The organism is Aeromonas sobria (assembly GCF_006243315.1).
Lineage (GTDB): Bacteria > Pseudomonadota > Gammaproteobacteria > Enterobacterales > Aeromonadaceae > Aeromonas > Aeromonas sobria_A.
In genome coordinates this window covers 126,170-139,788 of the sequence record NZ_NKWE01000019.1, presented here as the reverse complement: position 1 = coordinate 139,788, position 13,619 = coordinate 126,170, and the positions used below count along the sequence as shown (strand labels likewise).

The 13,619-nt window shown below is 60.6% G+C and carries 11 protein-coding genes; all 11 read right to left on the bottom strand.

The window, feature by feature from the left end:
- Nucleotides 1-41: 41 nt before the first annotated feature.
- Nucleotides 42-602 (bottom strand): GspH family T2SS minor pseudopilin variant ExeH, encoded by a 561-nt coding sequence (gene exeH / locus CF137_RS05490; protein ID WP_139718294.1) that lies wholly within the window; start codon nucleotides 600-602, stop codon nucleotides 42-44.
- A gap of 169 nt (nucleotides 603-771) precedes the next feature.
- A complete protein-coding gene (gene exeG, locus CF137_RS05485) occupies nucleotides 772-1,203 on the bottom strand; it encodes a GspG family T2SS major pseudopilin variant ExeG (RefSeq protein ID WP_101323939.1) in 432 nt (143 codons plus the stop codon).
- 98 nt (nucleotides 1,204-1,301) lie between these two features.
- The gene (gene exeF, locus CF137_RS05480) at nucleotides 1,302-2,522 is read right to left on the bottom strand and encodes a GspF family T2SS innner membrane protein variant ExeF (protein WP_068976754.1); all 1,221 of its coding nucleotides are present in this window, start codon (nucleotides 2,520-2,522) and stop codon (nucleotides 1,302-1,304) included.
- Nucleotide 2,523: 1 nt separating this feature from the next.
- Nucleotides 2,524-4,029, bottom strand: a complete 1,506-nt coding sequence (gene exeE, locus CF137_RS05475; protein ID WP_139718293.1) for a GspE family T2SS ATPase variant ExeE — start codon at nucleotides 4,027-4,029, stop codon at nucleotides 2,524-2,526.
- Entirely contained in the window at nucleotides 4,029-6,077 is a 2,049-nt protein-coding gene (gene exeD / locus CF137_RS05470; RefSeq protein ID WP_139718292.1) for a GspD family T2SS secretin variant ExeD, read from the bottom strand. Before exeD ends, exeE begins: the two co-directional genes overlap by 1 nt.
- Nucleotides 6,078-6,098: 21 nt before the next feature.
- Nucleotides 6,099-6,944, bottom strand: a complete 846-nt coding sequence (gene exeC / locus CF137_RS05465; RefSeq protein WP_139718291.1) for a GspC family type II secretion system variant ExeC — start codon at nucleotides 6,942-6,944, stop codon at nucleotides 6,099-6,101.
- A 241-nt stretch (nucleotides 6,945-7,185) separates the two neighbouring features.
- Nucleotides 7,186-7,878, bottom strand: a complete 693-nt coding sequence (exeB, locus tag CF137_RS05460) for a GspB family T2SS assembly factor variant ExeB (protein WP_101319220.1) — start codon at nucleotides 7,876-7,878, stop codon at nucleotides 7,186-7,188.
- On the bottom strand, nucleotides 7,878-9,446 hold the full coding sequence (locus CF137_RS05455; protein ID WP_139718290.1) for an ExeA family protein: 1,569 nt from the start codon (nucleotides 9,444-9,446) through the stop codon (nucleotides 7,878-7,880). Before CF137_RS05455 ends, exeB begins: the two co-directional genes overlap by 1 nt.
- 328 nt (nucleotides 9,447-9,774) lie before the next feature.
- Nucleotides 9,775-11,220, bottom strand: coding sequence for an HD domain-containing phosphohydrolase (locus CF137_RS05450; RefSeq protein WP_101323946.1), 1,446 nt, complete (start codon nucleotides 11,218-11,220; stop codon nucleotides 9,775-9,777).
- Between the two features lie 57 nt (nucleotides 11,221-11,277).
- Nucleotides 11,278-12,399: a beta-ketoacyl-ACP synthase III gene (locus CF137_RS05445; protein ID WP_139718289.1), complete on the bottom strand. Its 1,122-nt coding sequence runs from the start codon at nucleotides 12,397-12,399 to the stop codon at nucleotides 11,278-11,280.
- A 54-nt stretch (nucleotides 12,400-12,453) separates the two neighbouring features.
- Nucleotides 12,454-13,617, bottom strand: coding sequence for a vWA domain-containing protein (locus CF137_RS05440; protein ID WP_139718288.1), 1,164 nt, complete (start codon nucleotides 13,615-13,617; stop codon nucleotides 12,454-12,456).
- Between the last annotated feature and the right edge of the window lie 2 nt (nucleotides 13,618-13,619).

Genomic DNA, 13,619 nt, shown 5'->3' with positions numbered 1-13,619 from the left:
CACCATGACTCCTTTCTCAAATAAGGTCATGCCACGGGCGTTCACTCGCTCACCTCTTCATCTTCATCACCGGTGAGCAGGGTCAGGCGGCCGAACTCGTCCCCCTTGACGATGCGGGTGTAGCGCACATCGTCATCCTGCTGGGTGAAGGTGAGTACAAACGGGCTCAGCTCGCCGCCCGGGAAGAGCAGCAGTTGCGGTGTGCGCTCCTTCTCGTCGCGCTGCTGCTCGGTCTTTTCGTCTGGGTCCGGTTGCCAGCCAAAGCCTTCCAGCTCCAGTGCCAGCGTCATGTTCTCGGCCAGTTGTACCGGCTCCAGCTGCTTGTCGCCGGTCAGGGCCAGCCACTTGCGATCCTTGGCCTGACGCTGCATAAATTGCCAGCCGTTATCCTCAATGCGAATGCCCACCAGCCGACCATCCATCACCGCATACTCCTGCGCCAGCTGCAGGGTCGCCATCAGGCGGCGCGCCTGCTTGTCCAGCTCACGATCCCCTCTGGCGCCCCCCATGCTGAGGGTGATGGCGGTGGCCACCAGCCCCATCAACATGGCCACCAGCAGCACCTCCAGCAGGGTAAAACCAGCTTGGCGAGCATGCTTCATCGCGCACTCCTTGACCGCATTGTGGCGATATAGTGCCACCCCGTCAGCATGGCGGCACCACGCAACAGCACCTCCAGCAGGGTAAAGCCGGATTGGTGACGAGCAGATGGGGCAGCCCTCATTCAGGCTGCTCCAGCAAGGCGGGGTGAATGCGGTGGCGGCACATCACTTATTGGAAATCCTTCAGGTTCCAGTTGCCGATGTCGTCATCGGTACCGGCTTCACCATCCAGACCCATGGAGAAGATGTCGAGCTTGCCAAACTGGCCCGGGCTCAGCAGCTGGTACGGGTTACCCCAGGGATCTTGCGGCAAGCGCTTGATGTAGCCGCCATCGCGGTAGCTGCGGGGGGCCGGATCGATGGAGGGTTTGGTCACCAGCGCGTCCAGACCCTGTTCGGTGGTCGGGTAGCGGTTATTGTCCAGCTTGTACATGTCGAGTGCGTTTTCCAGCGCCACGATATCGGAGACCGCTTTCTGCTGGTCAGCCTTCTCTTTGTTGCCCATCAGGTTGGGCACCACCAGACTGGCCAGAATGCCGAGGATCACGATGACCACCATGACTTCCAGCAGGGTAAAACCGGATTGACGACGCTTTTGCATTGCTATGACTCCCTAACGAAATGAGATGGGATAGCCCATCAGAGATTGAAATGGGTGGGTTCGACAGGCCGCCAGCGGGGCAGTCGAACGCCGGAAACTTACATGTTCACCATATTGTTGAGCTCGAGGATCGGCTGCAGGATCGACATCACGATAAACAGCACCACCCCGGCCATAGAGACCACCAGCAGCGGCTCGAACACCCCGAGGGCGATGTTGACCTGGGATTCAAACTCCCGATCCTGGTTGTCCGCCGCCCGCTCCAGCATGCTGTCGAGCTCGCCGCTCTGCTCACCCGACGCGATCATGTGCAGCATCATGGGCGGGAAAATTTTGGTCTCGGTCAGCGCCTTGCGCAGGCTGGTTCCTTCGCGTACTCGCTCTGCCGCCTCACCAATACGGGTGCGGGCAAAGTCGTTGGAGAGCACTTCGCCGGAGATCTTCATCCCCTCCAGCAGCGGCACCGCACTGGCGTTGAGAATGCTCAAGGTTCGGGCGAAACGGGCGGTGTTGAGACCGCGACTGACCCGACCAATCACCGGCAGACCAAGGATCACCTGATGCCAGTGGCGGCGGCGTTTCTCATCGGTCAGCCACCAGCGCCAGACAAAGCTGCCGAGGAAGATCAGCAGCAGGAACCAGAGGCCGTAGTGCTGCATCAACTCGCTGGTGCCGATGAGAAAGCGGGTGGTAGCCGGCAGTTGTTGACCCATGTGTTCAAATTGGGCCACTACCTTGGGCACCACTGCGGTGAGCAGGATCGAGATCACCCCGACCGCCACGCAGGTGAGCACGATCGGGTAGATCATCGCCTGCAGCAGCTTGGTGCGCATATGCTGGCGCTGCTCGGTGTAATCGGCGAGCCGGTTGAGCACTTTTTCCAGATGGCCCGATTTTTCACCGGCCGCCACCATGGAGCGAAACAGCTGGTCGAATACGTGGGGGAAGGCCCCCAGCGAATCGGCCAGCGAATAGCCTTCCACCACCTTGCTGCGCACCGTGGCCACCAGACTGCGCAGGTGGGCTTTTTCGCACTGCTCGGCGACCGCCCGCAGCGCCTCTTCGATGGTGAGACCGGCACCGACCAGGGTCGCCAGCTGGCGGGTGATCAGGGCCAGCTCGGCGGTGCTGGCGCCACGGCGGAACAGGGCAAAACGGGTCGCTTCCCGCTTCGCCTTCTCGGTGGTCTCGTTCACTTCAAGGGGGGTGAGCCCCTGCTCGCGTAGCAGCTGGCGTACCTGGCGGGCCGAGTCGCCCTCCATCACCCCGCTCTTGCTGCGCCCCTTGTTGTCGAGGGCCTTGTATTCGAATGCCGCCATATCAATCTTCCCGGGTCACGCGCAGCACTTCCTCAAGGCTGGTCTGCCCCTTGAGTACCTTGTCGATGCCATCGCGGCGAATGCTGGGGGTGTGGCCACGGATCAGCCGCTCGATGGCCAGCTCGCCGCTGGCGCTGTGGATCGCCTCGCGCACCGCTTCGTCGATCACCACCAGCTCGTGAATGCCGGTCCGGCCACGGTAGCCGGTGTGGTTACACTGTTCGCAGCCCACCGGGCGCCACACCTGCTGATCGGGTGCCAGCTCGATACCCATCGCCAGCCGCTCCTGCTCGGTGATGGGGCGCGGGGTGCGGCAATCGGGGCAGAGGGTGCGCACTAGCCGCTGGGCCAGCACCGCCAACAGAGATGAAGAGAGCAGGAAGGGCTCGATCCCCATGTCCCGCATCCGGGTGATGGCGCCGATGGCGGTGTTGGTGTGCAGGGTTGACATCACCAGGTGACCGGTGAGGGATGCTTGTACTCCGATCTGGGCGGTCTCCAGGTCCCGGATTTCCCCCACCATCACCACGTCAGGGTCTTGGCGCAAGATGGCGCGCAGACCGCGAGCGAAGGTCATGTCCACCTTGCTGTTGACCTGAGTCTGGCCCACCCCTTCAAGGTCATATTCGATGGGGTCTTCCACCGTCAGGATGTTGCGATCCCGCGAGTTGATCTCCGAGAGCGCCGCGTAGAGGGTGGTGGACTTGCCTGAACCGGTCGGGCCGGTCACCAGGATAATGCCGTGGGGCTTGCGAATAAGTTCGCTGATGATGGTGCGGTTGGGCTTGGTCATGCCGAGCTGTTTGAGCTCGAGGCGTACGTTGTTTTTGTCCAGCAGACGCAGTACCACCCGCTCGCCGTAGCTTGACGGCATGGTCGAAACCCGCACGTCGACGGCGCGGCCGCCGATCCGCAATGAGATGCGGCCATCTTGCGGTACCCGCTTCTCGGCGATATCCATCCGCGACATGACCTTGATCCGCGATACCAGCAGTGAGGCCAGTTTGCGATGGGGGCGCAGGATCTCCCGCAGCACCCCATCGATGCGAAAGCGGATCACCAAGGCTCGCTCGAAGGTCTCGATATGGATATCGGAGGCCTCTTCCTTGATCGCTTCGCTCAACATGGCGTTGATCAGGCGAATGATGGGGGCGTCGTCATCGGCGTCCAGCAGATCCTCGCTTTGCGGCAGCTCTTCGGCCAGCGCAAAGAAATCCATCTCGTTGCCGAGATCTTCCATCAACTGGCGTGCCTCGGAGGAGTCGCGCTGGTAGTGGGCCATCAGCAGCTCTTCAAAGGTGTCGTTGTCCAGTTGCTCTACCGTGAAGGCACAGCCCGCCACCCGCCGCACTTCCAGCAGGGCTTGCGGGGTGACGCCGGGGCGGCACTGCAATATCGCCAAGCCCGCCCGCTCCATCAGGATCACCCCGAAGTTGCGGGCAAAGGCAAAGGGCAGCTCGGGCAGGGGCGCAGGGCCTACCCCCCCATCGAGATGATAAGCACTCATCAGGGCTTACCCTGCAAAAATGGCGTGGCGGTATCGACGTTGTGCTGGGGCTGTTGCAGCTGTGGTTGTGGCTGAACTTGCATCTGCTTGAGTCGCTGTTCTACCTCTGGCGAGAGCATCACATCTTGTCCGTAGGTGGGTAACACCTGACGGGTAGGTGACGTCAAATAGCTATCCTGGGCGGCAGCATTGAGCTGTTCGGCGCGGAACAGGGAGTACTTGTTGCTGGAGATGCCGGAGTAGACGTTGGCATCGCGCAAAATGGTCGGGCGGATAAAGACCATCAGGTTACGCTTTGAGGTGGTGTTGGAGGTGGAGCGGAACAGGTAGCCCAGCACCGGAATATCCCCCAGCAGCGGCACCTTGGAGATCTGCTCCTTGGTCTGCTCGTCCATCAAACCACCCAGCACGACGGTTTCGCCACTCTTCACCATTACCGCGTTTTTGACGATGCGGGTGTCAAAGGTGGGGCCAAGGTTGGCGGTGCCGGTCGCCTGGGTCTGGGCGACGCTGGAGACCTCCTGCTCGATATTGAGCAGCACTGAATCCCCTTCGTTGATCTGCGGCGTCACCGTCAACTTGGTACCGACTGTCTTGCGCTCTATGGTGTTGAACACCTGATCGCTGGTGGTGGAGCTTTGCGAACCACTCTGGACCGGCACCTCCTGTCCGACGTTGAAGGAGGCCTCCTTGTTGTCCATGGTGACGATACTCGGAGTAGAGAGAATATCGTTCTTGGTATTGGTCGACAGTGCCGTGACCAGCATGGCCCAATCACCTTTATAGAAACCGGCTGCCATGCCGTTGAAATCTTTCAGCAGATTGGCAGCGGTGTCAGTCTTGCCCTTGTCGTAGTCCTTGCCTGCGGCGATAGCCCCACCGAGCGGCAGCCCGCTGTTGGTGAACTGGGTACCGCCGCCGTTGGCGTTGCCCCATTGCACCCCGAGGTTGAGGCCGTCACCATCCTGCATTTCGACGATGATCGCCTCCACCAGCACCTGGGCACGGCGAATATCGAGCTTGGCGACCACCTGCTCAAGCTCGGACATCACATCCGGCTGAGCGGTGATGACCAGCGCATTGGTGGTCTCATCGGCAGAGATGGCCAGCTTGCCACCGCCGATGCTGGCGCCACCCGTGGTTGCACCGCCCCCTTTCTTGTCGGCTTCGATGCTGGTGCTGACCCCCTTGAGCACCTCGACCATGTCTTTGGCCTTGCCATATTTGAGGTAGAAGACCCGGGTATTGCCCTGGCTTTGCAGGTCGCGGTCGAGTTGGCGCACCATCTGGATGATGCGGGCGCGCGCTTTCGGCTCACCACTCACCACCACCGAGTTGGTGCGCTCGTCGGCCACCACCTTGGGGGAGAGCAGCAGGGAGGCGGTGCCACCCTGGGGGTTGCCATCCTTGTTGAGGTTGGTCACCAGCCGCACCATTTCGCCAGCCGAGGCGAACTTGAGCTTGATGATGTCCACATCCTGATCGCCGGCGCGGTCGACCCGGTTCACCACTTCCACCAGCCGATTGACCACGGCGGCGCGGCCGGTGATCAGCAGCACGTTGGAGGGCTCGTAATGCACCACGTTGCCACCACCGGCGTTGTCGTTGAGCTGACGCAGCAGGGGCGCCAGCTCACGGACCGACACGTTGCGCACCGGTACTACCCTGGTCACCATCTCGTCGCCCACCCCCGGATTGCTGCCATCCACCACCGGAATGGCGGAGGTTTTGGCATCCCGCGAGCGCAGCACCTTGAGCACCCCGTTGTCCATCGGCACCACGGCGAAGCCGTAGACGTCGAGCACGCTCAGGAAGAACTGGTAGTACTGCTCCTCATTGAGCAGATCGTAGCTGCGCACGTTGATCTTGCCGCGCACCGAGGGCTCTATGATGATGGTTTTATTGAGGTTCTTGCCCACCGTATTGATGAACTCTTCAATGTCGGCATTCTTGAAACTGGCCGAATATTCGGTAGCCCAAGCTGAGCCCGCCATCATCAGTGCCGCTGCGATAGTGGCCAGACGCCAGCCTTTTCCTTTAGTGGTCATTCTTGGTACGACTCCAAATCATTATTCTGACAAGCGCACATAGACGTCGAACTGCTCGCCCTGCCGCTCAACGATCACTGTCAGTTCGGTGGCGCCAGCCATCTGCTGCATGGCCTGCATGGCTTGCATGTTGTCCCGTAAATCCAGCCCGTTGATGCTAATGGCCAGGTCATTGGCCTGCAGCCCGCTCTGGTTGAAAAGTGCTGGATTGTTGCCCGGGTTGAGGCGATAGCCGGTCATGCGGCCATCTGTCTGCACCGGTGAAATATTGAGGTAATCGGTGATCTTGCCCGGATCGGCCATCAGCTCGCTGCGCAGGGCGCTGAGGGGGGCGGCGTTATCGGTTTGCGGCAGCGGCTTACCGTACTCCTCGCCGTCCAGCATCAGGGTTTCGTCACGGCCATCCCGCTCGATGATCACCCGATCGGAGAAGACCTGGCGGATCCTGGCTTGAGTGCCGTCAATCATGTCACCGACACCATAGGAGTTTTGAATGCCGGACATGGCGATGATGGCGATGGATTTAGCGGGATCGGAGCTTGCCAGCACTCCGTTGAGCTGGGCATTGAGCTGGGTGCGCGGGGCATTGGCCGCCACTGTTGCTGCTTTGTTCTGCGCCTGTTGCAGGGCTTTGCCAAACAGCGCCAGACGGCTTATCTCTCCCAGTTCAAGGCGTGGGCCGCTCTGGCTGGCCGTGGCTACCGGTGTTGGTTGCCACGGCTGGCTGGTTTGCGGGCTTGCTAGGGTGAGCAAACGCCAGGTCAGTGCGGCGCTCTGTTGCGCCAGCATCAGCAGCAGAACCAGAAAAATCACCTGGGTGACTCTGGTCATGGGGAGCCGCCGGCACTGGGCCAGCAGCAGGGGCAAGATCTCATCCCTGAATCGTAATGTCATATTAATCAACAAATTCCAGGTTCTGGGGGCAGCTGCGTATTGTGTACGGCCGCTGGCCGCGACACAACGGCACTGAGCACACCAATCAGCAAAAATGAATATTTCATCACACTAAGCCTGAATGGGTGCTGATAAAAGTAACAGCCTGCGTCACTACTGCCCTGCATGATGCTCGCCAAGATGGCGCCAAAGATGACGCTGTGCAATTTATGCGTTATCCGCGCCAATCCTGCAGCGCCTTGAGGGTGACGCTCTGTCCACCCACATCCAGCACAATGTATTGCTGCTCTATGGTGGCAAGGTGCACGCCGGGTGCCACTTCGTTGCCCTCACGGTATTCGCGGCCATTGAGCACGACGGCCCGCTTGGCCGCATTGGATGAGAACAGATGGGAGCCGTAGCTCAGTGTTGGCACTTGCTGGCGTATCGACTGTGGAGCAGCAGCCAGTGCCATCAATTGAGCCGGTTGTACGTTCTGAGCGGATGCCCCGGGGGTCTCTTGCAACGGGGTGTCGTTGAGGGCTCGCATCAATTGCTCGGCCAAGCTCAAAGAGGGTGCCTTGCCCTGGTTGGCTGCGTCGTTTCTGGCCACCGCGCTAGGTTGTACCACCGGCTCAGGCAAGGGGGGCGGCAGTGGCCGAGTGATCATCGCCTTGGGTTCGACCCGCACGAAAGGAGGGGTAATTACCTCCTTTACTTCCACTTTTTCTTCAATGGGGCGATTGTGCAGCAGATGCCAGCCATAGTTGGCGGCCATACCCAGCAGCAGTGCCAAGGGTGCGAGCAGCCAGCCGATGCGGCGGGGGTTGCGTTCTTCTTCACGGGGCATTGGCAACCCCATGGCGGGGATATGGGCGCTCTGTTGCGGTTGCTGTGCGCGGTGCAGCGCCTTGAGCAGGGTAGACATCAGGAGGCATCCTCCAGTCTGGGCATGGGTTCACCTGAGAGGGCATTGAGGCGCAACAGGGTATTGCTGCCAGCAATGCCGTCGGGGGTCAGTCCCTGATCTTGCTGGAACCGCTGCAGTTTGCTTTTGAGCTCGCCATCGAAACGGCGCACCTTGCGTTCGGGCTGTTGCAGCGCCCGGCTCAGGGCGTTGTCGAGCCACTGGACCTGGGTTTGTCCGGCATTGCTGGCAATCAGGCTGACACCCCCTTTGGGCATACGCCAGAGCAGGGTGTAGCTGCCACCCCAGTTGTCGGTGAGCCACTGCCGCTCCACCTGCCAGCTTTGGCTGCCGATCATCAGGCTGGCCTTGCTCGGCCCCAGATTGACCAGGGTCGCGTAATAGATACCACCAGTCTCGTCGGTAAGCGTGATCATGGCGGGATGTTGCAGGGCACGCAGTTCATCGAGGCTTGCCTCTCCCTCCTGACAGCGCAGGCCAGCACGGGGTGCGTTGTCACAGGTCGCCTCGAAAGAGTCGACCTCATAGCCCCAGACTTTGTAAAGATTCTGCATGGCGCTATCGGGATCGATGGCCTGATTGATCGCCTCGGTCAGTTGTTCCTGCTGCTCGTCGGTCTCGTCGATGGTGACTGGCACTTCGACCTTGACCACCGGGCGCTCGGGTAATACGCCAAAGAGTTGCCAGCCCCACCAACCTGCGGCCACCAGTAGGGCGCCCGCCAGCGTTATCATCAGACCGGAGATCCAGCTCCCCTCGTCTCGCACCCCGTTTACTTCAAACGCCGCCTGACTGATATCGCTATGGACTATTTTGTAGCTGCCACGGGAGAAGGCGGCGATCAGCGCGCGATCGCAGATGAGGTTGATAAAACGGGGGATGCCACCACTCAGGCGGTGGAGTGTCTTGATGGCTCTGGGGGTAAAAATTGGTTGCACGCAGCCAGCCACCTGCAGCCGGAAACGGACATAGGCATCCACATCAGGGTGCGACAGGGGCAGCAGGTGATAGCGGGCGGTAATGCGTTGGGCCAGCTGACGCAGCAGGGGTTGGCGCAGCATCTGCTGCAGCTCGGGCTGGCCAATCAGCACCACTTGCAGCAGTTTTCGTTCGTCGGTTTCCAGGTTGGTGAGCAGACGCAACTGCTCCAGCACCCCGGGCAGCAGGTGCTGGGCCTCATCCACCAACACCACACTACGCTTGCCTGCTGCCAGGTTGGCCAGCAGGTGATCGCGGATCAGGTCAAACAGCCGCTTGATCCCGGCATCGTCAGGGTAGGGGAGTTGAAACTCGTCGCAGATGGCGGCCAGCAAATCCCGCTCGGTCAGAGAGGGGTTGAGGATATAGGCGATCTCGGTCTCTGCCGGCAGTTGCTGCAGCAGGCAGCGGGAGACGGTGGTCTTGCCAGTGCCCACTTCGCCGGTCAGCAGTACGAAGCCGCCGCCATCTTGCAATCCATAGTTGAGGTGAGCAAGGGCTTCGCCGTGGCGCTCGCTCATATAGAGATATTTAGGATTGGGCGAGATGGAAAACGGATGTTCCGAGAGGCCGAAGAACTGTGTGTACATGAGGGTATTCTTTTGTAGCCGGCGACAGATGAAAAATGTCTCCGGATGATAGCAAACCTCGCTTTCATTGGAAGCCATCATTGGCGAAGGAGGGAAAATTGCGGCCTTTTCCTACCATCTTGTGATCCCGGTTGTGCCATCGGCACGAACCCGGATCACAAAATGACAAAAAACATCTGTAAATAAGGGGAAATATCAATATCTACCCGGCGTGGAAAATGCCGCGCTCAGCGCCGCTGAACCGGCGATTGTCAGACCTGTTCGCACACAATTTTATGACGCCAGTTGCCCTGTCAGCCATCACGGCAGGTGCACGGGATGCCCATGCTCAGTGGTGATCCTGAAACTGCGCGGCAATCTCCCTAAACTGCGCCTCGCAGGCGAGAAAAGCCGCGACGATGCCGGGCTCAAAATGGCTGCCGCTCCCTTTCACGATGATCTCTTTCGCTTCCTCATGGCTGAAGGCGGGTTTGTAGACACGCTTCGAGATGAGGGCATCGTAGACATCTGCCACCGCCATCAGCCGCCCGGAGAGGGGAATGTCCTCACCCGCCAGCCCTGCCGGATAGCCGCTGCCATCCCACTTTTCGTGGTGGGTGAGGGAGATCTCCCGGGCCAGCCGCAGGAAGGAGTTGGAGCCCAGCTGTGCTTCGGCACTGGCCAGCGCATCGGCGCCGATCTGCGGGTGGCGCTTCATGATGGCGAACTCCTCATCGGTCAGCTTGCCCGGTTTGAGCAGGATGGCGTCGGGAATGCCCACCTTGCCCACATCGTGCAGAGGGGCTGATTTGAACAGCAGATCAATGGTGGCGTCATCAAGCGGGTAGCGATCCCAATCGCTGCGACTGAGGTATTGCGCCAGCGCCTTCACATAGTGTTGGGTGCGGATGATATGGGCGCCGGTCTCGTTGTCCCGGGTCTCTGCCAGCGAGGCGAGGCCGAGGATGGCCACGTCACGGGTCAGGTTGAGCTCGTCGCTGCGGGATTTCAGCTCGCCGATCATCTGATTGGTGCTGGCGGCGATCAGGCCAAATTCGTCATCCCGGGTGACCGGTACCCGGGCGTCGAGATCACCACACTGCACTTGTGCCATGGCGCGGGTCTGATGGCGCAGGGAGAGGCCAAGATTGCGGCCGTAGCCGTGAATGATGAGGGCGAGATAGCTGAAGGTCACCGTCATCACGAAGGCGATCTCCCACAGGATGTAGTGCTGGGCATCGAGCCTCGGCAGGCTGCGCCCCACGGTCACCAACCACTCCAGATCCTTGTTGAACAGTAAGAAGAAGACACTCCCCAACAGGGTGAGGGTCGCCAGGGTGAAGAGGGTGAACTTGCGCTGCAGCGGCATGGTCAGCGGGTGGGTCAGCGCCAGACTCCGGGCATTTTCCCGTATTTTGGCCTGCAGCCAATCACGCGCCAGGGTCAGATCGGCCGCCACCAGAAAGCCGAGGGTGGCCATCCCCAGCAGTACCTTGAGGTGGCTTTCCAGCGGAAAGTCGTGGGTCAGGGCGTGGTAGCCCGAGAGTAGCAGGGCACCGAACAGGTAGAACCCCACTTCTAACCCGAAGCCGCCGAGCCCGTTGCCGTTGTCACTGTGCCAAGCAAACCAGTAATGGCGTAGGGCGAACATGATGGTAAAAGTCACCAGCGCCGGTCCCAGCAACTGGGGCAGGGTCAGACTCTCGAGAAACGGGCAGACTTGCCAGCCATAGAGACAAAATAGTGACAGGGTTACCCCGTAGTGCAGGGCGCAGCGCCCCGTGATCCTCTGCATATATCCACCCATGTTTCTGATTGCCGGTTATTGTTATGGCTGCAGGGAGCACATCTGTTACAAGCGTTGCAGCAGCAGGCTACCGATCGAATAGCCGGCGCCAAACGAGCAGAGCACGCCACGGTCCCCCGCAGAAAGGTCGCGATTGTACAGATGAAACGCGATGATGGAACCCGCCGAGCTGGTATTACCATAGCTATCAAGAATGACCGGCGCCTCCTGCTGGCTGGCATCGTGACCGAGCAGCTTGCGGCTGATGAACTGGTTCATGGTGAGGTTGGCCTGATGGAGCCAGAGTCGGCTCAGGCTTTCGGTGGGCCAGCCTTGCTCTTCTAGCTGGTTGGCGATCTGGTCGCACACCAGCGGCAACACCTCCTTGAACACCTTGCGCCCCTGTTGGCGGAACAGCTTGTCATCGCCATAGCGGGTACGCGGGCTCAGCCGGTTCAAAAAGCCGAAGTTGTTGCGAATGTTGTTGGAGTATTGGGTCACCAGCTTGCTGGCCACCAGTTGCCATGGATTGGCGACCTGGCAATCGGCTTCCCGCTCCAGCAGCACTGCGGTGCAGGCATCGCCGAAGATAAAGTGGCTGTCTCTATCCCGAAAGTTGAGATGCCCCGAGCAGATCTCCGGATTGACCACTAGCGCCAGTCGGGCGGTGCCTGCCGCCAGCATGTCTGCTGCCGTCTTGATGCCGAAGGTGGCGGAAGAGCAGGCCACGTTCATGTCAAAGGCTATGCCGCTCGCCCCCAGATAGTGCTGCAGCTCGATGGCCAGCGCCGGATAGGGGCGCGGCATGTTGGACGCTGCCACTATCACCAGATCGATCTCCCCCGGCTCGCGGCCAGCGGCGATCAGCGCCTGCTCGGCGGCGGCCACCGCCATCTCCACCATGATGGAGGGCATTTCATCGGGTCGCTCCACCAGCAGTGGTTGCATGATGTCGGGGTTGAGCACCCCCTCGCGGCTCACCAGATAGCGGCTCTTGATGCCGGAGGCCTTCTCGATGAACTCGCTGCTCGAATGCTGCTTGGCAGGGAGCTGGCCGGCATCGATGGCGGAGGCGTTCTCTTCGTTGTAGAGATCCACATACTGGTTGAAGGCTGCCACCAGCTCTTCATTGCTGACGGCAAAGGGTGGGGTATAGAGGCCTGAGCCACTGATCACGATAGAGGTCATCTTTGCTCCTCGCCGGGTGCGTTCCCGGCTTGTCGGTTTATAGGGTAGAGAGGGTTACAGCTGGTCGATCGCCGCAGCGAGACCCGCCAGGGTCAGCGGATGCATCCGCCCGCCAACCACGTCATTCATCAGCTTTATGGAGGGGTGCCAAAGCCACTCCCGCCGCGGAATAGGGTTGATCCACACCAGCTTGGGAAAGTGCTGCTGCAAGCGGGTGAGCCATACCTGACCCGACTCCTCGTTCCAGTGCTCAACGGCACCGCCGGGCCAGCTGATCTCATAGGGGCCCATCTTGGCATCCCCCACCAGGATCACCCGGTAGTCGCTGCCGTAGGTGCGCAGCAGCCGCAGGGTGTCGAACCGCTCATCAAAGCGGCGGGCGTTGTCCTGCCAGACGAAGTCGTAGAGGCAGTTGTGAAAGTAGAAGTACTCCAGATGCTTGAACTCGTGGCGCAAGGCAGAGAAGAGGCGCTGCACCTCGGCCACGTGGGCATCCATGGAGCCTCCCACATCGAAAAAGACCAATAGCTTGACCCCGTTGTGGCGCTCGGGCCGTAGCTTCACATCGAGCCACCCTTGGCGGGCCGAGCTTTTGATGGTGTCGTCGAGATCCAGCTCGTCGGGATTGCCTTTACGCACCCAGCGTCTGAGCTTGCGCAGCGCCAGCTGGATGGCGCGCTGGCCGAGCGGCGAGTCGTCGCTGAAGTTGCGATAATGTCTGGCTTCCCACACCTTGACCGCCTTGCCGTGCTGGCCCTCTCCACCCATGCGAACCCCCTCGGGGTGAAAACCGCCATGGCCAAACGGGCTGCTGCCGCCAGTGCCTACCCACTTGTTGCCACCAGCGTGGCGCTCCTTCTGCTCGCTTAAGCGCTGGTTGAGGGTCTCCAGCAGCTTGTCGAGTCCGCCGAGGGATGTAAGCAATGCCTTCTCCTCAGGGCTCAGCAGTCGTTCGAACTCCTTGCGCAGCCACTCCTCGGGCAGGCTCTCCGGCAGCAGGGGAATGGCGTCCAGCCCCTGATAATATTCGGCAAAGGCGCGGTCGAAGCGATCGTAGTGGGCCTCGTCTTTCACCAGCAGGCAGCGGGCGAGCTGGTAGAACTCATCCATATCGACAGTGACCAGCCGGGCGGCCAGCGCGGCGTGCAAGTCCAGCAGCTCGCGCAGGCTGCACGGGAGCTTGTGGCGGCGCAGGTGGGTAAAAAAGTCGATCAGCATGG